The sequence below is a fragment of the Chitinilyticum piscinae genome (genome assembly GCF_015223195.1).
In the GTDB taxonomy this organism is placed as follows: Bacteria; Pseudomonadota; Gammaproteobacteria; order Burkholderiales; family Chitinibacteraceae; genus Chitinilyticum; species Chitinilyticum piscinae.
The window spans coordinates 173,916-197,044 of sequence record NZ_JADFUA010000006.1 but is presented as its reverse complement, the minus strand read 5'-3'; the positions used below and the strand labels follow the sequence as shown (position 1 = coordinate 197,044).

The 23,129-nt window shown below is 62.6% G+C and carries 24 protein-coding genes and 4 tRNA genes; 11 read left to right on the top strand and 17 right to left on the bottom strand.

What is annotated here, in order from left to right:
• Positions 1-4 precede the first annotated feature (4 nt).
• The 6 genes from INR99_RS11950 to folD form a co-directional block, all read right to left on the bottom strand.
• The gene (locus tag INR99_RS11950) at positions 5-547 is read right to left on the bottom strand and encodes an RBBP9/YdeN family alpha/beta hydrolase (protein WP_194116562.1); all 543 of its coding nucleotides are present in this window, start codon (positions 545-547) and stop codon (positions 5-7) included.
• Positions 544-2,796, bottom strand: a complete 2,253-nt coding sequence (gene rsxC, locus INR99_RS11945) for an electron transport complex subunit RsxC (RefSeq protein WP_194116561.1) — start codon at positions 2,794-2,796, stop codon at positions 544-546. The genes INR99_RS11950 and rsxC overlap by 4 nt, the downstream gene beginning before the upstream one ends.
• A complete protein-coding gene (gene rsxB / locus INR99_RS11940; protein WP_194116560.1) occupies positions 2,793-3,350 on the bottom strand; it encodes an electron transport complex subunit RsxB in 558 nt (185 codons plus the stop codon). Before rsxB ends, rsxC begins: the two co-directional genes overlap by 4 nt.
• Positions 3,351-3,932, bottom strand: a complete 582-nt coding sequence (rsxA, locus tag INR99_RS11935; RefSeq protein ID WP_194116559.1) for an electron transport complex subunit RsxA — start codon at positions 3,930-3,932, stop codon at positions 3,351-3,353. It abuts the gene before it with no gap.
• 135 nt (positions 3,933-4,067) lie between these two features.
• On the bottom strand, positions 4,068-5,096 hold the full coding sequence (locus INR99_RS11930) for a quinone-dependent dihydroorotate dehydrogenase (protein WP_194116558.1): 1,029 nt from the start codon (positions 5,094-5,096) through the stop codon (positions 4,068-4,070).
• A gap of 2 nt (positions 5,097-5,098) precedes the next feature.
• Complete coding sequence (folD, locus tag INR99_RS11925; RefSeq protein ID WP_194116557.1) at positions 5,099-5,953, bottom strand: bifunctional methylenetetrahydrofolate dehydrogenase/methenyltetrahydrofolate cyclohydrolase FolD; 855 nt, start codon at positions 5,951-5,953, stop codon at positions 5,099-5,101.
• 135 nt (positions 5,954-6,088) lie between these two features.
• Here folD and INR99_RS11920 point away from each other — a divergent pair.
• The 3 genes from INR99_RS11920 to INR99_RS11910 all read left to right on the top strand — a co-directional run bounded on the left by INR99_RS11920 (position 6,089) and on the right by INR99_RS11910 (position 6,398).
• Positions 6,089-6,165, top strand: a tRNA-Pro gene (locus INR99_RS11920).
• 22 nt (positions 6,166-6,187) lie between these two features.
• Positions 6,188-6,264, top strand: a tRNA-Arg gene (locus tag INR99_RS11915).
• A 58-nt stretch (positions 6,265-6,322) separates the two neighbouring features.
• Positions 6,323-6,398 (top strand) — tRNA-His (locus INR99_RS11910).
• A gap of 115 nt (positions 6,399-6,513) precedes the next feature.
• On the opposite strand, the gene INR99_RS11905 is transcribed toward INR99_RS11910, so the two are convergent.
• Entirely contained in the window at positions 6,514-7,425 is a 912-nt protein-coding gene (locus INR99_RS11905) for an MBL fold metallo-hydrolase (RefSeq protein ID WP_228098271.1), read from the bottom strand.
• A 134-nt stretch (positions 7,426-7,559) separates the two neighbouring features.
• On the opposite strand from INR99_RS11905, the gene INR99_RS11900 reads away from it, so the two are divergent.
• The 4 genes from INR99_RS11900 to INR99_RS11885 all read left to right on the top strand — a co-directional run bounded on the left by INR99_RS11900 (position 7,560) and on the right by INR99_RS11885 (position 11,155).
• On the top strand, positions 7,560-8,465 hold the full coding sequence (locus INR99_RS11900) for a LysR family transcriptional regulator (RefSeq protein ID WP_194116555.1): 906 nt from the start codon (positions 7,560-7,562) through the stop codon (positions 8,463-8,465).
• A gap of 92 nt (positions 8,466-8,557) precedes the next feature.
• Positions 8,558-8,980, top strand: coding sequence for a hypothetical protein (locus tag INR99_RS11895; RefSeq protein WP_194116554.1), 423 nt, complete (start codon positions 8,558-8,560; stop codon positions 8,978-8,980).
• Positions 8,981-8,992: 12 nt separating this feature from the next.
• Positions 8,993-10,519 (top strand): exodeoxyribonuclease I, encoded by a 1,527-nt coding sequence (gene sbcB, locus INR99_RS11890; protein ID WP_228098270.1) that lies wholly within the window; start codon positions 8,993-8,995, stop codon positions 10,517-10,519.
• A 27-nt stretch (positions 10,520-10,546) separates the two neighbouring features.
• Entirely contained in the window at positions 10,547-11,155 is a 609-nt protein-coding gene (locus tag INR99_RS11885) for a hypothetical protein (RefSeq protein ID WP_194116553.1), read from the top strand.
• A 59-nt stretch (positions 11,156-11,214) separates the two neighbouring features.
• Here the strand turns inward: INR99_RS11885 and INR99_RS11880 are convergent, their stop codons facing one another.
• The 8 genes from INR99_RS11880 to rfaE2 all read right to left on the bottom strand — a co-directional run bounded on the left by INR99_RS11880 (position 11,215) and on the right by rfaE2 (position 17,912).
• Complete coding sequence (locus INR99_RS11880) at positions 11,215-11,709, bottom strand: hypothetical protein (protein WP_194116552.1); 495 nt, start codon at positions 11,707-11,709, stop codon at positions 11,215-11,217.
• A gap of 44 nt (positions 11,710-11,753) precedes the next feature.
• Complete coding sequence (locus INR99_RS11875; protein ID WP_228098269.1) at positions 11,754-12,545, bottom strand: alpha/beta hydrolase; 792 nt, start codon at positions 12,543-12,545, stop codon at positions 11,754-11,756.
• Positions 12,542-13,240, bottom strand: a complete 699-nt coding sequence (locus INR99_RS11870; protein ID WP_194116551.1) for a hypothetical protein — start codon at positions 13,238-13,240, stop codon at positions 12,542-12,544. Before INR99_RS11870 ends, INR99_RS11875 begins: the two co-directional genes overlap by 4 nt.
• Positions 13,237-14,307: a glycoside hydrolase family 18 protein gene (locus INR99_RS11865; protein WP_194116550.1), complete on the bottom strand. Its 1,071-nt coding sequence runs from the start codon at positions 14,305-14,307 to the stop codon at positions 13,237-13,239. Before INR99_RS11865 ends, INR99_RS11870 begins: the two co-directional genes overlap by 4 nt.
• A gap of 106 nt (positions 14,308-14,413) precedes the next feature.
• Complete coding sequence (locus INR99_RS11860) at positions 14,414-14,764, bottom strand: RidA family protein (RefSeq protein WP_194116549.1); 351 nt, start codon at positions 14,762-14,764, stop codon at positions 14,414-14,416.
• A gap of 64 nt (positions 14,765-14,828) precedes the next feature.
• Positions 14,829-16,022 carry a DesA family fatty acid desaturase gene (locus tag INR99_RS11855; protein WP_194116548.1) on the bottom strand — a complete coding sequence of 398 codons (1,194 nt, stop codon included), beginning with the start codon at positions 16,020-16,022 and terminating at the stop codon, positions 14,829-14,831.
• 82 nt (positions 16,023-16,104) lie between these two features.
• Positions 16,105-17,421 (bottom strand): mechanosensitive ion channel family protein, encoded by a 1,317-nt coding sequence (locus INR99_RS11850; RefSeq protein ID WP_194116547.1) that lies wholly within the window; start codon positions 17,419-17,421, stop codon positions 16,105-16,107.
• A complete protein-coding gene (rfaE2, locus tag INR99_RS11845; RefSeq protein ID WP_194116546.1) occupies positions 17,418-17,912 on the bottom strand; it encodes a D-glycero-beta-D-manno-heptose 1-phosphate adenylyltransferase in 495 nt (164 codons plus the stop codon). The genes INR99_RS11850 and rfaE2 overlap by 4 nt, the downstream gene beginning before the upstream one ends.
• 123 nt (positions 17,913-18,035) lie before the next feature.
• On the opposite strand from rfaE2, the gene INR99_RS11840 reads away from it, so the two are divergent.
• On the top strand, positions 18,036-18,785 hold the full coding sequence (locus INR99_RS11840) for a competence/damage-inducible protein A (RefSeq protein WP_194116545.1): 750 nt from the start codon (positions 18,036-18,038) through the stop codon (positions 18,783-18,785).
• 50 nt (positions 18,786-18,835) lie between these two features.
• On the opposite strand, the gene INR99_RS11835 is transcribed toward INR99_RS11840, so the two are convergent.
• Both INR99_RS11835 and INR99_RS11830 read right to left on the bottom strand, forming a co-directional pair.
• Positions 18,836-18,910: transfer RNA gene (locus INR99_RS11835), tRNA-Gly, on the bottom strand.
• A 137-nt stretch (positions 18,911-19,047) separates the two neighbouring features.
• Positions 19,048-20,208 carry an iron-containing alcohol dehydrogenase gene (locus tag INR99_RS11830; RefSeq protein WP_194116544.1) on the bottom strand — a complete coding sequence of 387 codons (1,161 nt, stop codon included), beginning with the start codon at positions 20,206-20,208 and terminating at the stop codon, positions 19,048-19,050.
• A 160-nt stretch (positions 20,209-20,368) separates the two neighbouring features.
• Here INR99_RS11830 and INR99_RS11825 point away from each other — a divergent pair, with 160 nt between their 5' ends.
• The 3 genes from INR99_RS11825 to INR99_RS11815 all read left to right on the top strand — a co-directional run bounded on the left by INR99_RS11825 (position 20,369) and on the right by INR99_RS11815 (position 23,119).
• Positions 20,369-21,328, top strand: a complete 960-nt coding sequence (locus INR99_RS11825; RefSeq protein WP_194116543.1) for a substrate-binding domain-containing protein — start codon at positions 20,369-20,371, stop codon at positions 21,326-21,328.
• Between the two features lie 79 nt (positions 21,329-21,407).
• Positions 21,408-21,857, top strand: a complete 450-nt coding sequence (locus tag INR99_RS11820) for a LexA family protein (RefSeq protein ID WP_194116542.1) — start codon at positions 21,408-21,410, stop codon at positions 21,855-21,857.
• Positions 21,854-23,119, top strand: coding sequence for a Y-family DNA polymerase (locus INR99_RS11815; protein ID WP_194116541.1), 1,266 nt, complete (start codon positions 21,854-21,856; stop codon positions 23,117-23,119). Before INR99_RS11820 ends, INR99_RS11815 begins: the two co-directional genes overlap by 4 nt.
• Positions 23,120-23,129 lie beyond the last annotated feature (10 nt).

Here is a 23,129-nt window from a genome sequence, read left to right as displayed (position 1 = left end):
TCCATCACTTGATCACGGACTGCGTTTGCAATTGTTCCAGCAGCGCCCAGCCCTGCGGCCAGTCGCCCAAATTTGATTCGGCATTGATATGCCCCGCCTCGCCGGCATCGACCAGCTGCGCGCCCCAGGCGGCGGCAGCCGTTTCGGCGAAATCATAGCCGGCATAGGGATCGTTGCGGCTGGCCACCACCAGGCTGGCAAAGGGCAATTGCGCCAGCTCCAGCGTGGCAAAGCTCATGCAGGCTTCCGGATAATCATCGCGCCAGGGATTGGGCGGCGCCACCAGTAGCGCGCCGGCGACCTTACCGCTATCGTGCTGTGCAGCCCAGTGGGCCACCAGCAGGCAGCCCAGGCTATGCGCGACCAGATAAACCGGTGCTGCGGCCGCCTGCACGGCCGTTGTCAGCACGGCCATCCACTCGGCGCAGTCGGGCTGCTGCCAATCCCGCTGCTCGACCCGGATCAGCTCAGGGTGGAGTGCCTGCCAGCGGCTTTGCCAGTGCGTCGGGCCCGAGCCAAAATAGCCCGGCAGAATCAGTACGCTCATGCCTCGCCGCCTTCTTTGGCCGCCTTGCGGGCCTTGGCGGCGTCCATGGCCGCGCGAATCTTGGCGGCCTTATCCGCATCGATCGCTGGCTTTGCAGAGGTATCAGCAGCTACACCCTGTTCATCATTGGTTACCTCGGCATCCCCTACCGGGGTATCTGCTACCGGCGCGGCAACCGGTTCACGACCTTCCTTCCTGGCCTTGGCGGCTTCCATTGCGGCGCGGATCTTGGCGGCCTTTTCCGGATCAATCGCGGGCTTTACCGGGGTATCAGCAGCCACGCCTTGATCATCGTTGGCTAGCGCCGTATCCCCTGCAGGAGTATCCGCTGCAGAGGTCACAGCCGGTGCGCGGCCTTCCTTCTTGGCCTTGGCAGCTTCCATGGCGGCGCGGATCTTGGCAGCCTTTTCCGGGTCGATAGCCGGCTTGGCCTCGGCGGGCGTAGCGACAGCTTCTGCCGCACAGCCCTCGGCAGCAGCCTTGCGCGCCTTGGCCGCCTCCATCGCCGCACGGATTTTTGCGGCTTTTTCTTCATCCAGCGCTGCGGCTGGTTTGGCAGCCGGTGTTTCGCCATCCGCTTCAGCAGCCGCCCTGGCGGCCTTTTTGGCAGCGGCAGCTTCCATCGCGGCGCGGATCTTGGCGGCCTTGTCGTCGTCGACACTCACGGCAGGCGAAGCGGTCTCGGTAACGGGTGCGGCGCTGGCCTTCGCGGCGGCGGCGCGCTCCATCGCCGCCTTGATCTTGGCGGCCTTGTCCGGATCAACCGCCGCGGCAGCTTCCGGCTTGGGCGCGGCGCGCGCAGCAAGGCGTGCGGCCTTTTCTTCCTGCTCCCGCTCTTCGCGGAACTGCTTGAATTCGTGACGTTGCCGCGCCAGGTCGGCAGCCTTTTTCGCCGATTCGGCAGCCCAGATTTCCGACTTGGCAAAACGGTAATAATCGACCAGCTGGATGCTGGACGGGCAGACATAGGCGCACGCCCCGCATTCGATGCAGTCAAACAGGTTCCATTCCTGCGCCTTGCCGAAATTCTTGCTGCGCGAGAACCAGTACAGGTCCATCGGCTGCAGTTCCTGCGGGCAGGCCGTCGCGCATTCGCCGCAGCGGATGCACGGCATTTCCGGCTGTTTGGCGGGGAAATGCGCGGCAGAGCGCGCGATCACGCAGTTGCCCGCCTTGGTCAAACCCACCTGGGTATCAGGCAGCTCGAAGCCCATCATCGGGCCGCCATAGATATACCCCTCGGAATCACTCTGATTCCCAGCAAAATCGAGCAGATCGGCAATGGGCGTACCGATCAGCGCCTCGACATTGCCCGCACGCGCGACATTGCCGGTCAGCGTCACAATCCGGCTGATGACCGGCTCGGCATGCTCCAGCGCGCGGAAAATGGTGTAAACCGTCGCCACGTTGAAGCACTGCACACCCAGATCGGTCGAGCGCACGCCACTGGGGACTTCCTTGTTGGTCAGCAACTTGATCAGCTGCTTGGCACCGCCCGAGGGGTACAGCGTCGGCACCACCACCACATGCGCGTTGGCAATGCCGCTGGCCGCCAGCGCTTCGCGCATGGCCGCGACAGCCTCGGGCTTGTTGTCCTCGATACCAACCAGCACCTGCCGGGCAGCCAGCAGCTGCGCGACAATCGCAATGCCGGCGACAATTTCGCCAGCGCGTTCGCGCATCAGCCGGTCATCACAAGTGATGAAGGGTTCGCATTCCGCGCCGTTGATGACCAGCGTTTCCAGCCCGTCGCGGCCGCCGAGCTTCAGGTGCGATGGGAACACCGCGCCCCCCAGCCCCACCACACCCATATCGCGCAGGTAGTCGCGGATGGTCTTGCCATCGCCCTTTTCGAGCGCGGCGCGCCAGTCCAGCGGCGAACGTTCGCCCCACTCATCACGGCCGTCGCTTGCAATGGTCACGCACAGCTCGGGCAAGCCGGAGGGGTGGGCCACAATCTGGCCGTCAATCGCCACCACGCGTCCCGAAGTCGGTGCGTGTACAGCCACCGAGACCGTACCGTCAGCGGCAGCGAGCAGCTGGCCCTTTTTGACGTCCTCGCCAACACTCACCAGGCATTTGGCGCGATTGCCTATGCTTTGCTGCAGCGGCACGACCAGCCTGGCTGGCACGGGCGCGGCGGCAATCGGGCTGCCACTGGAGAGGTGCTTCATCTCCGGCGGATGCACGCCGCCGTGGAAACGGTAGACCGGCTGGGTATTGGCCGGCAGGTTCACGGGCGCGTTCATGCAGTCACCTTCAGCTTGATCACGGGGTAACGCCACTTCCAGTTCTGCACGGTTTCACCCACCGGAACCATGCTGATGCAATCCACCGGACAGGGCGCCAGACACAGCTCGCAGCCGGTGCATTCCTTGGCAATGATGGTATGCATGTGCTTGGCCGAACCGACGATGGCATCCACCGGACAGGCCTGGATGCACAGCGTGCAGCCAATGCAGGTGTTTTCGTCGATGATGGCGACGCTTTTGGGTTTCTCTTCACCGTTTTCGGCATTCAGCGGCTTGAAATCGACGCCCAGCAGATCGGCGAGCTTGCGCACGCCATCGTCACCGCCCGGCGGGCACTGGTTGATGTCGGCCTCGCCGTCGGCAATGGCCGTGGCGTAGGGCTTGCACCCCGGGAAGCCGCACTGGCCGCATTGCGTCTGCGGCAGGATGGCGTCGATCTTGTCGACCAGCGGGTCTTCATCGACCTTGTACTTGATGGCGGCCCAGCCCAGCACGGCCCCCAGAACGATGGCCAGCACGGCCATCAGCGCTACGGCAAGCAGAAAACTCATTTACTTCACCAGACCGGCAAAACCCATGAAGGCCAGGCTCATCAGGCCGGCAGTAATGAACGCAATCGGCGTTCCCTTGAACGGCGCCGGAATGTCGGCACCTTCGAGCCGCTCGCGGATCGACGCGAACAGAATCAGGATCAGCGAAAAACCCAGCGCGGAACCGAAGCCGAATACCAGCGAATCGACAAAGCCGTGCTTGACGCTGGAATTGATCAGCGGCACGCCCAGCACCGCACAGTTGGTGGTGATCAGCGGCAGATAAATCCCCAGTACCTGATACAGCACCGGACTGGTCTTGTGGATGAACATCTCGGTGAATTGCACGATGGCGGCAATTACGACAATGAACGCCAGCGTGCGCAGGTATTCAAGCTGCCAGACGATCAGCAACTGATCGATCAGCCACGAGGTGCCTGACGCCAGCGTCAGCACGAAGGCCGTCGCCAGGCCCATGCCGATCGAGGCTTCGAGTTTTTTCGACACGCCCATGAACGGACACAGGCCGAGGATGCGTACCAGCACCACATTGTTGACCAGCACCGCGCCGATCAGCAGCAAGACATAATGACTGAAATCCATGGCCTCAACCGCGCCCTTTGCGGGCATCACGCAGACAGGGCGGAATTATCCGCCCATATCCACACTTCCAGCAATATTATTGCGATCTATCCAAATAACCGATAAACCACTTCAACCTTACAACTTGATCGCGACTCAGCGCGCCATCACCGGCAGCAGCGCCTCGACACAGTCGTGCACCAGATGCGGGCCACGGTAGATCAGGCCGGAATACACCTGCACCAGCTGTGCGCCTGCCTTGATCTTTTCCACCGCGTGCTCGCCCTCGGTAATGCCGCCCACACCGATGATCGGCAGCGCGCCATCCAGCGCCTCGGCCAGATCGCGGATCACATGCGTCGACTTGGTGCGCACCGGCGCACCGGACAGACCGCCCGCCTCCTGTCCGTGCGGCAGATGCTCGACGCCGGTCCGCGACAGCGTGGTGTTGGTGGCAATCACGCCATCGATGCGGTGTTCGATCAGCAGTCGCGCGACGTCCTGAATCTGGTTGCCATCCAGATCCGGTGCGATCTTCACCGCCAGCGGCACATAGCGGCCATGCTGCTGCGCCAGTGTTTCCTGCTCGGCTTTCAGCTTGCCCAACAGGCCACCCAGCTCGTCGGCCTGCTGCAGCTGACGCAGATTCTTGGTATTCGGGCTGGAAATGTTCACGGTCACGTAGCTGGCATGCTCGTAGACGCGACGCAGGCAGACCAGATAGTCATCGGCCGCATTCTCGATGGGGGTATCGAAGTTCTTGCCAATATTGATGCCGAGTACACCGCGATACCTGGCCTTCTTTACATTCTCGAGCAGCGCGTCGACACCGTCGTTGTTAAAGCCCATGCGATTGATGATGGCCTCGGCCTCCGGCAGGCGGAACAGACGCGGCTTGGGATTGCCCGGCTGCGGACGCGGAGTAATCGTGCCGATTTCGATGAAGCCGAAACCCAGCTCGCCCAGCGCGTCGATATAGTCACCATTCTTGTCCAGGCCGGCCGCCAGCCCAACGGGATTGGGAAACTCGATCCCCATCACGGTCACCGGGCAGGCCGCTGGCTGGCTGACCGTGGCACGCAGCAGATTGGCGCTGTGCAGCGCCTTCAGCCCCTTCAGTGCCGCGTGGTGCGCCTTTTCGGCATCAAGCATGAAGAGGAAGGGTTTTGCAAACTGGTAAGCCATGATCAACCCCGGCGCTTTTCGCAAGCGTCGATGGTGTTCTGCATCAGCGTGGCCACGGTCATCAGGCCGACACCGCCCGGCACCGGGGTGATCCACGAGGCGCGCTCCTTGGCGGTGTCGAATTCGACGTCGCCGCACAGCTTGCCGCTTTCCAGACGGTTGATACCCACATCGATCACCACCGCCCCTTCCTTGATCCACTCCCCCTTCACGAAGTTGGGGATGCCTACGCCGGCCACCACCACATCCGCACCGCGTACCTTGTCAGCCAGATCCTTCGTCTTGCTGTGGCACACCGTCACGGTGGCACGCGCCAGCAATAGCTCGAGCGCCTGCGGGCGGCCGACAATATTGGAAGCGCCGATCACTACGGCATCCTTGCCGACCAGATCGATGCCGGTTTTTTCCAGCAGCGTCATCACGCCGCGCGGGGTGCACGGGCGCAGCAACGGCATTTTCAGCGTGAGACGACCGATGTTGTAGGGATGGAAGCCATCGACATCCTTGTTCGGGTCGATCAGCTCGATGATTTTGTCGCCATCCAGATGTTTCGGCAGCGGCAGCTGCACCAGGATGCCGTCCACATCCTCATCGGCATTGAGCTTCGCTACCAGATCAAGCAATTCCTGCTCGGACGTTTCCGCCGGCAGATCAAATGCCAGCGAACGGATGCCGGCGTTTTCGCACTGGCGTTTCTTGTTGCCGACATACACCTGCGAGGCCGGGTCGGAGCCCACCAGAATTACCGCCAGCTGGGGGGCCGGCTTGCCAGCGGCCACACGGGCATCGACCCGGGCGCGAACGCCAGCAATCAGTTCCTGGGAAATCGCCTTGCCGTCAAGGATTTGGGCGGTCATCGGTGCACTCCGTAAAAGATGAATATCGGTGGAAAATTGGCGCGGATTTTCGCATTTTTGCCGCGCCGACTCAATCAAAATGCAAAAAGGGGGTTGACCAGCTTCGGCGGCTGACGCTATAGTTCGGCCTCTGTTCGGGGCGTAGCGCAGTCTGGTAGCGCACCTGTTTTGGGAACAGGGGGTCGTGAGTTCGAATCCCACCGCCCCGACCAGACCAGCCTAAATAACCAGTACGTGCCCGTAGCTCAACTGGATAGAGCAACGGCCTTCTAAGCCGTAGGTTACAGGTTCGATTCCTGTCGGGTGCGCCAAAGCCTGACAAGTTGCAAAAAACGCCGGCATCGTTATAATGCCGCACCGGTTTCAGCGGTGGCTGTAGCTCAGTTGGTAGAGTCCAGGATTGTGATTCCTGTTGTCGTGGGTTCGAGCCCCATCAGCCACCCCAAGTTGAAAAGCCCAGTCCTCGGACTGGGCTTTTTGCTTTCCACGCCGCCATACTTAGGGGTATAGGCTGTCACGTCCTTATTTTTGGTGCCTGACAGCCTATACACCATCGTCAATTACGGCTGATGCCCGAGGCGAACGCGGATTTGCGGATGCCGTGCCACCAGCGCCCGCAAGGCCATAAGGCTGCTGCGGTTGCCCGGAAGATCGCGGCTAAAATCGCCCGGCTCCACGCCATTTTCCCAGCCCCAGCGTGTATGGCTGACATCGCCGGCAAGCAACACCGGTCCTTCTGGTGTGCGCACCAGATAGGCCGTGCTGCCGGCGGTATGCCCGGGGGTGGCGAGTGCAAAGACCGAAGCATCGCCAAACACATCGATCACTCCCGCCGGCCGGCCATCCGCCCCGCTGGCAAATTCCCATTCCCGCAGCTCGGGCCGGTTCGCCAGCAGCGCATCACTCGCCCCCTGGACGAAGGCATGCAGCCAGTAACGCTCATCTGCCTCGCCAGCCCCGGTGTACACGGGCACAGTCTTGTCGATGGCCGGCAGGCCGCTGATGTGATCCAGATGCAGATGGGTCAGAAACACCCCCTGCACCGGCGCACCCAGCCCTGCCAGCACCGTTTCGGTGCTCTGGCGCAGCTGCAATTGCGCAAAATTCATCGCCCGCTGCAGCATGCCGCCAATACCGTAAACCGCAGGGTCGGCCAGCAACTGCGCCGAGACTCCGGTATCCACCAGAAACACACCATAGCGCGGATGCCGCAGAACATGCAGATACACCTGGATAGGCTCGGGACGATCCTGCAAGCCGGCCGCCTTTGCCCTGGGATCATCCAGATTAAGCAGCCCCGACAGCGGCACCTGCCAGTCGGCACTGGCCACCGTCTGCAGCTCGACAGGGCCGGCCTGATCGATGACGGCCTCCAGCGCCACGGAAGAAATCGCACCTCCCTGTGCGGCGGGCTTAACCGGATGCGTAGTGCTGGCACATCCGGCTAGCATCCCGGCAAACAGCAAAGACAATAAAAATCCTAGCCTCATACCCACCCTCACATGCATAAAAATCACCACGCCAGCCACATTACACATGCAATAATCGGCCATCAATTCGCCAAATTCGGATACATCCATCCGTTTATGAATACCAAGGAGGCGCGATGGCACTGGATTGGGAAAACCTGCGCCTGTTTCTGGCCGTCGCCGAAACCGGCAGCCTCAGCGCAGCAGCACGCAAACTGCGGCTGGGGCAGCCAACACTGAGCCGGCGCATGGCGGAGCTGGAAGAAAGCGCCGGCAACCCGCTGTTTATCCGGCAAACTCAAGGCTGCGTGCTGACCTCCACCGGCGAAGCACTCCTGCCGGCGGCAAGGCGAATGGCGGAATGGGCCAGCGAGGCTGAAAGCAGCCTGATTCCCCAACCGCACCGCCCCAGTGGCAAGGTGCGTATTGCGGCGCCACCGGGCGTGGCTTTCGAGGTGCTCGCACCACTGGCCGCCGACATCCGCACGCGCTATCCCGAGCTGCAGCTCGAAATCCTGTCCGGCGTGGCCACGCTCAATCTGGCGCGCGGCGAAGCCGACATCTCGCTACGCACCCGCCGCCCAGGGGATGCCGACCTGCTGTGCCTGGCCGAAGTCCACTGCCCGGTCCGGGTTTTCGTCGCCAGTCAGTACGCGGCCCGCCTCCCCGCACAGCCGGCACTGGCCGATCTGGACTGGATCACCTGGGCTGCGCCTTATGAGCAGCTCTACAGCAAGCAGGCTCTGGAGCAGGCCATCCCCGGGCTGGTGCCCGCGTTTACGTCCGATGATTTCAACGTGCAGCTGGCGGCCTGCCGCGCCGGAGTCGGTGCGATGGTACTGGCTCGCGCTCTCCACCGGCGCTCGCTGCTGCACGAGCTGGTCGAACTCGACCTTGACCTTGGCCCTGAGGCGATCGGCGAGCTGTATCTGGTGGTGCACAAACGCCAGCAGCACCTGCGACGGGTGCAGTGCGTGGTCGAGGCACTCCGCGACGAATTTGCACGCCTGGAGCAGACCGGGTCACACGTCCCCTCGCCGTGATGATTTACATCACACCACGCAAGACATGACATTGCGAGACAGCACAGACAAGCCTAGCATCGCTGCTTCACTTACTCGCAAGGAGATTCACCATGCTGGGAACCATGCTAACCGGAATGCTGGCCGGCGCAACGCTGGGGTTTGTCGTTCTACTGATCACGGTCGCAATCGCGCAAGGCAAAAAATCGCGCGCACAAACGAGCCTCGAACACAACGGCGATCTGTGGCCGCAGATCGAGAACTGGTGCAAGCAGCATGGCTACCGGCTGCGTGAAGAAGACGGACAGCGCCGCCTGTACCAGCGCGGCAAAGGCTTCTGGCAGGCGGCCAGCCGCTTCCAGGTTACCCGCAACGGCAATACCTGGCTGCTGGAAGGCTGGCTGCACATGAACGCCCTCGTCATCACCGCCGAGCTGGCGCTCGACGAAAAAGGTGTAATCGCCAAGGTCCCGCGCGACAAGAGCAAGAAGGATTTCAATTTCCTGCTGGGCCAGCTGGGCGCGCCAGCCATCTGATGCGCCCAAGCCATGCGCTGGCAGCCGCGCAAGCTACGCGGCCACCAGCGCAACCAGTACAATACGCGGCAGTTCACCTCCCAACAGCCCGCGCGCATGAGCCTCACTTTTTTCTGGCACGATTACGAAACCTTCGGCGCAGTGCCGCGCCGCGACCGACCCAGCCAGTTTGCCGGCATCCGCACCGACGAAAACCTGAACGAAATTTCAGAACCCGTCATGCTCTATTGCCAGCCAGCGCCCGACTACCTGCCCTCCCCCGAAGCCTGTCTACTTACCGGCATCACACCGCAGCTCTGCCAGGAGCAAGGGGTGAGCGAAGCCGAATTTGCTGCGGTGATTGAAAGCGAACTGGCCACGCCTGGCACCATTGGAGTCGGCTACAACTCGATCCGTTTCGACGACGAAGTCACCCGCCACCTGTTCTGGCGCACGCTGCGCGATCCGTACGCGCGCGAATGGCAGAACCACTGCAGCCGCTGGGACTTGCTTGACGTGGTGCGCACCTGCTTCGCGCTGCGCCCCGAAGGCATCCAGTGGCCGACGCACGAAGACGGCCGCCCGTCCTTCAAGCTGGAGGATCTCAGCCGCGCCAATGGCCTCAATCATGAAGCAGCGCACGATGCGCTCTCCGATGTAAGAGCAACCATCGCGCTCGCCCGCCTGATTCGCGACACGCAGCCCAAGCTGTTCGACTTTTGCCTGAATTTGCGCAAAAAAGACCGCGTGCAGGAAGAAATCGGTCTGCCGCAGAAAAAACCCTTCATCCACATCAGCGGGATGTTCGGCGTCGAGCGCGGCTGCTTAGGCCTAGTCTGGCCACTGGCGATGCACCCGAGCAACAAGAATGAAGTCATCGTCTGGGATCTGGCCTTCGATCCGGCGGAACTGGCCACACTCGACGCGGAAACCGCGCGGCTACGCATGTTCACCAAGGCCAGCGAGTTGCCCGAAGGCATCACGCGCCTGCCGGTGAAAACCATCCACATCAACAAATCACCCATCGTCATCGGCAATCTGAAGGTACTCAGCGACGAGCGCGCCGCGCACTGGGGCATCGATAAAATCCAGGCTCTGCGTCATGCCGAATGGCTGGCCGGCAACGAACCGGCGGCAGAACTTTGGGCGCAGGTGTTCCAGCGCGACAATAGCGGGCAGAAGGCCGACGTTGACGAGGACCTGTACGGCGGCTTTGTCGGCAACAACGACCGGCGCGTACTGAATCGCCTGCTGGAACTCGACGGCACCGCGCTCGCCGCGCACCGCCCGAGCTTTGCCGACGCGCGCCTGGACGAGCTGCTGTTCCGCTTTCGCGCGCGCAACCACCCGGACACGCTCTCGGAATCAGAGACCCAGCGCTGGCAACAGCACTGCGTGGCGAAGCTCATCAATGGCGACGGCAACGCCCGCACGCTGCAAAGCTTCATGGACGAGCTGGAAACGCTGTTCGAAACCGTTTCGGAAAACGGCGACGAACGTTCTGAAGCGATTCTGGAAGCGCTGAGCGACTACGCCGAGCTGATCGCGCCGGAATACTAGAGTAGGTATTATCCTACAGCCCTTACAATGAAAGGCCTACAGAAATATACCCAAACAAAAACCCAAGCCAGGTTGAGCAACTTGCCGCGAGATTCATCTCAGCATGAATTGATCAACGATGAGGAACAATCCATCGTGCTTTCTACCAGACAGACCGTATTCATACTCGACGGCGCGGTAGCCATTCTGGCTTCTACCCTTCCCCTGTGGTTTGATTATCTGTTCATTGCCCCGCAAGTGGCGGCCTTGTGGGCACTGCTGTTGGTTGTGATACTGAAATCGAGCAGAAAAACTGATTTTGACCGGCTGACGCTGGATGAGTACTTTCTCTGGCATCTACCTTCATCGGTTTTCGGCAGTTTCCGCTTTTACCACCGTGTCAGCGCTACATCTGCCTCGCCAAAGACTGCCATTCTCGCCGTGGACAACGCCTTATCAATCGGGCTATATCTCACCGCCACGGCAACGGTCTTCATGTTTGACTACGCCTCTTCGCATGGAATTGGCTCTGCTCTGGTCAGCATGCTAGGCGAAGGCCCGACCGAAGTGCTGTTCACCGCATTGTGTTATGCCATGGCATTTTCAAGTGCGTACGGCTTCTTTCTAAAACTGGCACTCAATCGCAAACTTGGCTGAAGAAACGCATCCAGTCATCGGGCATACGCATGCCCGCGACTGCTAGCGAACTGCTTTCATCACCAGACCACACCCTCCCGGATAAACCAGAATGCAAAGGGCATCAATGTAATTGCCAGCGTCAACAGCACATCGAAAGCGCGGCGAGACCGATTCCAGAGCAATGATCGCAGATAGAGTGCGGCGGAGAACAGCGGGGCAAAGGCAAACAGCGTGACAAACGCAGACGCGCGCGCCGGAGCCACGCCCAGCAGCTCAGGCCTGTACCAGCCAAGGGCGGCAAACACCAGGCAGACCGCCGCGCCCGCCAGAACAATCAGCCCTTCGGGCATACCCAGAAATGCGGTCTTGAGAAAATCAGCCGCCGCGTCTTCCGTTGCGACATGGCGCGGCGTGGCTTCACGCCGGAGCAGGCAGCCCAAACCAAAGACTATCGCCCCCAAACCGAGCATGGCCAGCAGCGCAGCCCATTGCTGCGCACGAATCGCGACAAAAACGGCAAACAGCAGCAAGGGCAGCAGCAGCGCCAGTCCAAACCATGCCAAGTACCTCACCACGTTTCTCCTGCATTTTGCCCACCCCGGACAATGCGTTGAGCCTAGCGCAGCGGCAGTGTTTGCACCAGCAGACGGAAATACTCGGGCAAAACGTTGCGCAGATTGTGCTCGGCCTGCGGCAGGATCATCAGCCGGGCCACCCCGGGCCGGAAGGCCGCCAGCAAGGCACGCGCATGCTCGGGCGGAATCAGCCTGTCATTGCCGGCGGCAATCAGCAGGGTCGGCGCACTGATCTGCGGCGCCACGCGCCAGGATTCGAAGGTATCGTGCAGCAGCAGGCTGACCGGCACCCAGGGGTATTGCTCCTGTGCGACATTGAGCACGCTGTCGTAGGGGGTCACCAGCACCAGTTGCTCAACCGGCCGCTGCGCCGCCAGCCGGATCGCCACGCCGCTACCGAGGCTGCGACCAATGACGGTGATCCGGGCATGCTGCTGGCGCACCCGCTGGTACAGCGCCAGCGCATCGGCATGCAGCGCGGCTTCGCTGGGTTCGCCTGAGCTGCCACCATAGCCGCGGTAATGCAGCATGTAGATGGCCCGCCCCGGAAAGGCAGCGGCATAGTCGGACAGCGTCTGCGAGACATCCTCGCGATTGCCGCCAAAATAGATCAGCGCTTCATCGCCGTCATGGTGCTGCACGGCAAGCTGCAAGGTGGCATCCGGCACACGCAGCGTTTCGCGGTGCGCCGGATCGGTGCGCGCGGCGGCCACCGGAAAATACAGTAGCGCGCGCTGCTGCAGATACAGGCCCAGACAGGCCAGCAGATACAGCAGCACGCCGGTACCGGCAAACAGCAGCAAGAGGCGGTGCAGGCGGGCCTTGCGCATCATGCGCAATCTCCCGCGCTGCCGGCAACGATCAATAGCGCACCATCATCCGCTGTGATGGCGATACCCCGCCCGAGCAAGCGTGCACACAGCTTGATGGCCAGCACTTCGACTGTGGCGCGCTTCCCCTGCAGGGACAAGTGCATCTGCTCTTGAGGTAATTCCTGCTCCCAGCGGTCACCTGCCAAACGAAGCTCAACGCCCTCATGCCGGGTATGCCAGTAAAAGTCCATATCACCATTGCCGAAGTGCTTTTCAACATAACGCCAGCCCGAGACATTCAGCCATTGCGCACAGCGATCAATGCTTGCCTGCAAGTTGACAGGGCTTTTGCCCATATCAATCTTCAACGTAAGCGCCTGATGCTTATTCAGCCCTTTGCGCAGCAGGATGACTTGTCCGAACGCAGCCAGCAGCTGCCTCAGGCGCTCCGCTTCAGCAAGCCCGCCCTTTCCTGCGAACTCCACGCGAAAACGTGTATCAGGCAAGTCCTGTTCCCAGATCGAGCCCCTGAGCTGGAGCTGCACGTCACCAAGCCGCGCGCGCCAGCCAAAATCGCAATCCTGATTGGCTAGCGGGCGGAAAAAATACTCCCCCTCCTGCGCACCCAGCATGCCAAACACGGCCAAGGCGGCATCCTTGAGGCACAAGCCCGGCGCCGGCAGGGTCAATTCAACCGTGTGCGCGAGCGCCTTCATCCTTGGCCGGCCATCCCCTTGACCAAGGTATCCAGCAATTCGCCTGTCGCGTCTTCCATCAGCTCCCAGAAAAACACGCCGGCCAAGCCGCGCGCCCTGGCGTAGCGGCATTTCCAGGCCAGGGATTCCGGGTCGTCATAGCTGATGTAATGCTCGCCATCAAACAGCCACGGCGCCTTGGCATCGGCATCCCAATAGCGGGTATAGCGCCCCGAGGGAATCAGCTCGTTGACGATGGAGGTATACGAGTGGGAGGTATTGGATTTGGGAGTCCCCGGTTGGCCATGGCCGCCGTCCACATTGGCCACGCCGTGCAGGCCACGGCCGTAAAAAGCACCGCCCAGCACCATTTTTTCGACCGGCACACCAGCCCGAACAAACAATTCGATGCCATCCGTGGCGCTCCAGCCCTGCGGATCACGGCGGCTGGCGTAGAGCGGTGAATGGTGGCCAGCCTTGACGGCCCAGCCGTTGTAGAGATCGTAGGTCATCATGTTGACCAGATCGAGCTCGGCAGCCACGGCGGCCATTTCCACGCCGTCCAGATAGAACTGCTCGACGCCCACGGCGGCGGTGAGCAGATACGGCGCATTGCGCTGTTCGCGGGCAGCCAGCGCGGTCAGCTCACGGCGCAGCTCGCGCAGCATCAGGGTGAAATTCTGGCGGTCTTCGGGACGGGCCTTGATGCTGGCCATGTCGTTGGAGGGGTATTCCCAGTCCATGTCGATGCCGTCAAAACCGCGGGCATGCATGAATTCAACGGCAGAACGGGCAAAGCGGGCACGGCTTGCCGCGGTCAGTGCGGCATCGGAAAAGCCGTCAGCACTCCAGCCCCCGATCGACAGCAGTGTCTGCAGTCCGGGATTGCGGGTTTTCAGCGCCGGCAGCGCCCGGCAAATGGCTTCGCGGTGCGCCGCATCGCCCGGCTCATGTTCGGCAAACACCACTTCCCCGTCGACCACCTGGGCAAAGGCCAGGCAGAGGTGGGTGAGCTTTTCGGCCGGAATGACCTGGACATCACTGAGGCGGTTGCTGGCGACATAGGCGAGCAGTACGGGCTTGGACACGATGGGCGACTCCGGCAAATCAAGACAAGCCATCCTAAACGCCGCCTTGCGCCGGGCAAAGCGGCTTTTTCACGATTGCGGCAAACGCGCAATCGCGGACAAGTTCTTACAGCGCGGCGACCACGGTCATTTCGACCTTGTAACGCGGATCGGCCAGCCTGGCCTCGACGGTGGCACGCGCCGGGGTGTGGCCGTGCGGCACCCACTCGGACCAGGCCTCGTTCATGCCGTCGTAATCCTGCATGTCGGCCAGAAAGATGGTGGTAGTGAGGATCTTGCTCTTGTCGGAACCGACCTGCTCGAGCAGGCGATCAATGCAGCCGAGTACTTCGCGGGTCTGCTGCTGGATGTCGCCATTCAGGTCTTCGGCAATCTGGCCGGCCAGATACACGGTGTTGTTGTGGACGACGATTTCGCACAGGCGCGGGCCGACGTGGTAACGCTGGATCGAGGACATGCAGGGCTCCTTGAAAATGACAAGGGCGGACCACCGCCCGCCCGGGGTTGATGCAATCAGTGTATCAAACGGCAGCGATGCGCCGCAGCCGCAGCGAGAATTCCTGCAGTGCCTGGATGCCGCTGGCCTCGGCGCGGGAGCACCAGTCCTGCAGGTGCTGCACCAGTTCCTGCCGGGAGAGCGAGGAGCGCTCCCACAAGCGGCAGAGCTCCTGACGCATCGCATAGACTTGTTCGAGCACCTGCGATTGCGCCAGCCATTGCGCCAGCTGCTCGCGCTCGGCGGCGGGGGTATCCTTGGCATCCTGCTTGAGCCAGATTTTCATGCTGCGCCAGTCCAGTTGCGGCAGTGATGCGCTTCTGAGCTTGCCCAGCTCGGTTTCCACCGTGTCGCGCAGGCTGCGCGCGTAGCTGGCGGCAATCGCGTAGCGGTTGGCGACGATCGCCGCCAGCGCCTGTTCGTCCAGCGCATGGCTGGCTGGCTGCAGTTTCAGTCGCGGCGCCACACGGCGCACGCTGGCCAGCCGCAGCGTTTCCAGGGTGCGGATATATAGCCAGCCGATGTCGAATTCGAACCACTTGTACGACAGCCTGGCCGAGGTACCAAAGGTGTGGTGGTTGTTGTGCAGCTCTTCACCGCCGATCAGGATGCCCCAGGGAACGATATTGGTGGCGGCATCCTCGTTCTCGAAATTGCGGTAGCCCCAGTAGTGGCCGATGCCGTTGATGACGCCCGCAGCAAAGAAGGGAATCCACAGCATCTGCACCGCCCACATCCAGATGCCGTTGGTACCGAACAGCGCAAAATCGATCAGGAACATCAGCGTCGGCCCCCAGGCACTGTGCGGGGTATACAGATGCCGCTCCAGCCAGTCATCCGGGGTGCCGTGGCCGAATTTCTCCAGTGTCTCGGATTTGGCCGCTTCGGCACGGTATAGCTCTGCACCCTGCCACAGCACTTTGTTCAGGCCCAATACCTGGGGGGAGTGTGGATCATCGGCGGTTTCGCAGCGCGCGTGATGCTTGCGGTGGATGGCCGCCCATTCCTTCGTCACCATCCCGGTGGTCAGCCACAGCCAGAAGCGGAAGAAATGGCTGGGCAGCGGGTGCAGCTCCAGCGCGCGATGCGCCTGGTGGCGATGCAGAAAGATCGTCACCGCGGCAATGGTGATGTGCGTGAGCAGCAGCACCACCAGCAGATAGCCCCACCAGGGCAGATCGATAGCGCCTTGCAGCAGCGCCAGAATCAGGTCTTGCATGGTTTACCTCCGCAACGGCGGGCGCAGCGTGGCTGCGCCCTGTAAGCCAGTGTATTCCGATCCGGGCGGCCGTGCAGGCGGCTTAAAACGTTTCGGCCTGCCGTGCGTCGCCTGCCTGATGCACATAGACATCGCGGCGCGGGTACGGGATCTCGATGCCGTGCTGCTGGAAGGCCTTCCAGATGGCCATGTTCAGCTCGTGCTTCAGCCCCAGCTGGCCGTTTTCCGGATCGCGCAGGAAAAAGCCCAGCGTGAGGTTGATGCCGCTGTCGGCAAACGCGGCGACAAATCCGCCCGGCTCCGGCGTATCGCACACGCGCGGATGCGCGCGGGCGATCTCGGCGAGCAGGCGGGTGGCCAGCTCCAGATCGGTGCCATAGGCCACCTGCACCGGCAGCCCCACCCAGATAGACCGGTCGGTGTAGGACTGGTTCACCACCGTGGACGTGACCAGCGTTTCATTCGGAATCAGCGCCTCGGTGCCATCGGCCGAGCGCAGCACCACGTAGCGCGAGGTCAGCCCGCGGATGATGCCGGTGCGGTTGTCGACCTGGATCATGTCGCCAAGCTTGATCGAGCGATCCAGCAGGATGATGAAGCCGGAGACATAGTTCGACGCGATTTTCTGCAAGCCGAAACCCAGGCCGATACCGATGGCGCCCCCGAAGACCGACAGCACGGTGAGATCAATCCCCACCAGCGGCAGCGCAACAATCACCGCCAGCACCACCAGTGCGGACTGGATCACCTTGACCATCACCACTCGGACATTCATGTCCAGCGTTTCGCTCTTCATCAGGCGGCGCTCGGCCTCACGGCCGATCCACATGGCCACCAGCATGGTCATCGCCACCGAGAACAGGCCGTAGATGATGGTCAGCAGCGAGATGTGCGTCTTGCCGACATTGAACGCCAGGCTGTCGAGGTACTCGGTGATTTCCGGCAGCACCCCAATGATGTGCAGCGCATACAGCACCCACACACCAAGCGCGATGCGGCGCTCCCAGTTCTGTACCCAGCGGGCGTTATTGAATACATGCCGCAGCACGTAGACCAGCACGCGGATATTGGCCATCGCCATCAGCAGCAGCGCGGCCAGTGACAGCAGCTTGTATGGTCCGGCCATCGACTGCTGCAGCGCCAGATGGCCGATCTTGACCAGCAGGAAGGCGTTGAGCGGGAACCAGATTCGCGTCAGCCCCTCACGACCGATGCGCAGGGCCGACGAGGCGGTGTCCGCCTGCGCGGCCACTTTGCGCCGTACCTGCCGGCTGATCAGGCCAGCCACCACCAGTGCCACGGCAACCACCGCCAGCTGCCACCAGAATGTCGCGGAATGGATGCCGACGCGCTGGACATCGGCAATCAGCTCGATAACGAGATTGTGCTTTTCGATCATGAGGCCTGCCGGATTTTGTTCAACGTTTGCGTGGTCGAAGTCTGGTGCAGGAAGGGAATCGAGTGCACCTGACCGCCCCAACCCAGCACCTCGCTGCTGCCGACGATGCGGTCAATCGTCCAGTCGCCGCCCTTGACCAGAATATCGGGCCTGACCTGCATGATCAGCTCATACGGCGTGTCCTCGTCAAACCAGGTCACCAGATCAACCGCCGCCAGCGAGGCCAGCACGGCGGCACGCATTTCGGTGCTGTTGATCGGGCGGTCATCGCCCTTGCCCAGCCGGCGCACCGATGCATCGGTGTTGATCGCCAGAATCATCGCCGCACCCAGCGCACGGGCCTGGGCCAGATAGCTGACGTGACCCCGGTGCAGGATGTCGAAGCAGCCGTTGGTAAACACCAGCGGGCGCGGCAAGCTGGCCAGCCGGCCGGCCAGTTGTTCGGGCGGGCAGATCTTGTTTTCGAATTCGGGTGCGGGATAGATCATCATTCTCAACCAGTCGGATCAGTAAAACCGGAGCACCATTGTACGGATGTTCCGGCTTATCATTACAACGGAATTAGACCGGCACACCCGCGCCGGCCGCAACCCGAAAATTCACGGAGCACAGGCATGGCGCGTTTCCAGCTGCTGATCATCGGTGATGAAATCCTGTCCGGCCGGCGCCGCGACCGGCACTTTGCCGCCGCACAGGAGCGGCTTGCCGCACGCGGCCATCGCATCGCCAGCGCCCACTATCTGCCCGACGATCCGCTGGAGCTGGAGGAAACCTTCCGCCGCACGCTGGCCGCGGGCGTGAATGTGATTGCGTTTGGCGGCATCGGCGCCACCCCGGACGACCATACCCGCCCAGCGCTGGCACGCGCCGCCGGCGTCCCCTTGCGCCAGCACCCCGAAGCCGCACGACTGATACATGAACGCTTTGGGGAGGCCGCTCTCCCCTACCGCATTCACATGGCCGAATTTGCCGAAGGCAGCACGCTGATTCCCAATCCGGTCAATCAGGTCGCTGGCGCGTGGTTCCGCCAGCATGCACTGCTGCCGGGTTTCCCGGAAATGGCCTGGCCAATGCTGGAATGGGTACTGGATACGCATTTCGAGGTAGGCGAGCCGGACACCTGCCGTACGCTGATCGTTCCCGATGCCCGCGAAGGCGAGCTGGTCGGGCTGATGGAAGAGGTCGTGCTGCGCAACCCGGGTGTGGCCTTCAGCAGCCTGCCCAGCTACGGCAACGAGCGCCATCCCGGGCCCCACATCGAATTCAGCGTCACCGGCAGCGCCGAAGCCACGGCCAAGGCAATGCGCGAGTTGCAGGACGGGCTGGCCAGCCGGCAACTGCCCGCCCGTTTGCCGGCCGATTGAGCGCAGACATGAAAAAAGCCGGATTCTGACGAATCCGGCTTTTAGTGTTCTGGAGCGGGCGATGGGAATCGAACCCACGTCATCAGCTTGGGAAGCTGAGGTAATAGCCATTATACGACGCCCGCAGAGGCAGCGATTGTAACACAGTCGCGACTGAATGCCAGCACCGCGTCGAAATCCGCATGCAATATACCTACATACCGATAGGCATGGAGCCTAGCTACTGAAAAAGCTGCATGGCCATACCCTGCCAGCAGCCTGATCAGACCGACATCCGCACAATCGCGGCGCAGTCTGCCGGGGTCAGCTTGCCATGCTCGCCAACCGGCTGCGGCTTGTGCCGCGGCAGATTGGCCTCGACACGCAATGCGGCTTCGGCGGCATCAATGCCCGCTTCGGCCAGCGTCACCGGCAGCCCCATGCGCACAAAGAAATCGCGCGTCGCGGCGATCGCCGCGTCGATGATCCCGGCATCGCTGCCGGCCAAGCCCCAGACGCGCTGGCCGTATTGCAGCAACTTGCCTGCCTTGTCGGCACGGCAGTACTGCAGCAGCGCCGGCACGATCACCGACAGCGAACGCGCATGATCCAGCCCGTACAGCGCGGTCAGCTCGTGGCCGATGGCGTGGCTGGCCCAGTCCTGCGGCTGGCCGGCGCCGACCAGCCCGAACAGCGCCTGATTGGCCGCCCACATGTAGTTGGCGCGCGCATCGTAATTGCCCGGCTCGGCCAGCGTCTGCGGGCCGACCTCGATCAGCGTCTGCAGAATGCCCTCGGCCATGCGGTCCTGCACGCGCGCATCGACCGGGTAGGTGAGGTATTGCTCCAGCGTATGCACGAAGGCATCGACCACGCCATTGCCCACCTGGCGCGGCGGCAGGCTGAAGGTAAAACAGGGGTCGAGCACGGCAAAGCGCGGAAAGACGTGCTCACTGCGGAAAGACTGCTTGTCCTGCGTTTCGCGGCGGGAAATCACGCCGACATGATTGCTTTCGGCACCGGTGGCCGGCAACGTCAGCACCACACCGAGCGGGCGCGCGCTCCTGACCCGGGTCTTGTTGCCAACCAGCAGCCACGGATCAATTGCCGGATCCAGATCAAGCGCGGCAGCGATCCACTTGCTGCCGTCAATCACCGAGCCACCACCGACCGCCAGCACCCAGTCGGCCTGCTCGCGCCGGCCCAGCTCGACGGCGCGCCTGAGGGTTTCGAACTCCGGATTGGGCTCGATGCCGGCGAATTCGATCACCGTGCAATGCGCCAGTTGCGCCAGCACCGCTTCCAGTACGCCGTTGACCCGGATGCTGCTGCCACCGGATGTCAGCAGCACCCGGCTGCCGGCGGGAATTTCGCTGGTCAGCTGGCGAACCTGGTCGCGGCCAAAGTGGATACGGGTCGGGGCATGGAAGGAGAAATTGAGCACGGTGATCTCCGCAAGACGCTGGCAAAACCAGACTGTAGCAAAGCCTGGCCCCCCGGTCATTGCGGCGCAGCAAAACCGCCCATCGGGATGATGCCGGAGCGGGCTGTAAGCCAGCCTAGCCGGCAGACATACTGCAGACACATCCCTGCCGGAGATTGCCATGTCTGTCCTGCGCCGCCTGCTGCCACTGCTGTGCCTGCTGAGCGGGCCGCTCCTCGCCGCACCTGCCGGAAAAATCCAGCATGTCGGGGTAAGCGTTGCCAGCCTGGGCAACCCCTATTTCGTCGCGCTCACACACGGTGTGCAGCTGCAAGCGCGCGAGATGAATCCCGATGTCCGCCTCACTGTCCGCGCGGCCGAATACGATACCCGCCGGCAGATCGCCCAGATTCGCGAGCTGATGGAACAGGGCATCGAGGTGCTGGTCATCAGCGCCTCCAGCGAGGACGGGCTGGCCGGCGTACTGGAGGAGGCCCGGCAGAAAGGCATCGCCGTCATCGGCGCCGATGTCCGCGTCAAAGGTGCGGCACAAACGGTGCTGACCAACAATGTCCGCGCGGGCGAACTGGTGTGCACGCATCTGGCTCGCGAACTGGGCGGCAAAGGCCGGGTGCTGATCCAGAACGGGCCACCGGTTTCCTCCGTCATCGATCGGGTGGCCGGCTGCAAGCAGGCCTTCGCCGCCCACCCTGGCATCCGTCTGCTGGATGACCGGGACGATGGCAAGGGCTCAGTCTGGGGCGGCAACGCGGCGATGCTGCAGGCGCTGAAAACTCACGGCCAGATCGATGCGGTGTTTACCATCAACGACCGGCAGGCGCTGGGCAGCCTGCAGGCCATCCAGAAAGCCGGGCTGGGCCGCCCGCTAATCGGTTCGGTGGACGGCTCGGCTGCCGCAGTCAAGGCCATTTCGGCGGGCTCGCCGCTGATCGTTTCCGCGCGGCAGGATCCGGTACGGATGGGGCGGCGCGCAGTCGAGCTCGGGGTTGCCTTATGGCAGGGAGGCAAACCCGAACCGGCACTCGAGCTGCTGGAAACCACGCTGGCAACCCGGGCGAATGCCAGCCAGATCACGGCCTGGGATGCCGACAAACCGGATGCCCCCAGCAAGCAGCCTTGAGCCTTCCCGCCAGGGGGTCATCGACAAACAGAACGATCGTTCTATAATGTAGCGATTCCCCTTGCTGCCGGAGTAGCACATGCCCCCCATTCTGCTTGGCCCGTTTGCCGCCGCAAGTACCCCGCCTGCCCGCCAGTTTCCGCTGGCCGGCGTACGCGTGCCAGCCGGCTTTCCGTCTCCGGCCGAAGACTGGGCCGAAGAGCGCGTCGATCTCAACCGCCGCTACGTTCCCTGCCCGGAGGCCACGTTCCTCTTTACCGTCGGCGGCGACAGCATGGCCGGCCCGGATCCGCAGCGCTGCATTCCCGATGGCGCCACGCTGATTGTCGATCGTTCGCGCAGCGCGGCACACAACGACATCGTGATCGCCGTCATTGATGGCGATTTCACCGTCAAACGCCTGTACCGGCGCGGCCAGCAGCTGGCCCTGCTGGCAGAAAACCCGGCCTACCCGCCGATCAGGCTGGGTGACGAGCAGGAGCTGGTGATCTGGGGCGTGGTGACCGCCTGGGTGGTGAGTGCGGCATGATTGCGCTGGTCGACGTCAACAATTTCTACGTGAGCTGCCAGCGGGTATTCGAACCGGCGCTGGAAGGCAAACCGGTGGTGGTGCTGTCCAACAACGACGGCTGCGTGGTTTCGCGCAGCGCCGAGGTCAAGGCCCTGGGCATCAATATGGCCGCGCCGTGGTTCCAGCTGCAGGCACTGGCCAGGCAGCACGGCATCATTGCCTACAGCAGCAATTACGCGCTGTACGCCGACATGAGCAACCGCGTGATGCGTATCCTGGCGCAATTCTCCGCGCAGCAGGAAGTCTATTCGATCGACGAGTGCTTTCTGGATCTGGCCGGCCAGCCCGCGCCACTGGCAGCACTAGCTCAGCGCATCCGCAGGACGGTGCTGCAATGGACCGGGCTGCCGGTATGCGTCGGGATTGCCCAGACCAAAACACTGGCCAAACTGGCCAATCATCTGGCCAAGCGCCATGCCCGCTACGCCGGTGTCTGCGAATGGCCGGCACTGTCTGCCGCAACCCGGCAACAGCATCTGCGCGAGGAGCCCGTTAGCGAGGTATGGGGTATAGGCCGGAAGCTTTCGAGATCATTGGCTTCTGAAGGTATACATACCGTATTCGATCTAATGCACGCCGATCCGGAAGGGCTGCGCCAGCGCTACGGCGTGGTCGTGCAGCGTACCGCGCTGGAATTGCGCGGGCAGCGCTGCCACGCGCTGGATGAGGCGCCAGCCGACAAGCAACAGATCCTGTGCAGCCGCTCCTTTGGCCGCCCGGTGCTGCACGCGGGCGAGCTGCAGGAGGCCGTGAGCATCTACACCGCGCGCGCCGCCGAAAAATTGCGCCAGCAGGCCAGCTGTGCCGCAGCCATCGGCGTGTTCATCCGCAGCAGCCCGCACCGCGAACGCGAGCCACTCTACGCAGCCCAGCTGTTCGCCCCCCTGCCGGAGCCCAGTGACGATACGCTGACCCTGACTCGGCAGGCTTTGCAGCTACTGAGCCAGCTCTACCGCCCCGGTCCTGCCTACATCAAGGCGGGCGTGATGCTGACCGCGCTGCAGCCGGCCAGCCTGCAGCAGCCCTCACTGTTTCCCGAACTGGCCGATCCGCAACGGCGGCAGGCGCTGAATGCCACGCTGGATGCCATCAACCGGCGCTGGGGGCGCGGCACGCTCCAGCCTGCCAGCTGCGGCAAGGCACAGCACTGGCAAATGCGCCGGCAATCGCTGTCACGCAGCTGGACGACCCGCTGGCAGGAACTGCCCGTTGCACGCTGATAGGCGGCCC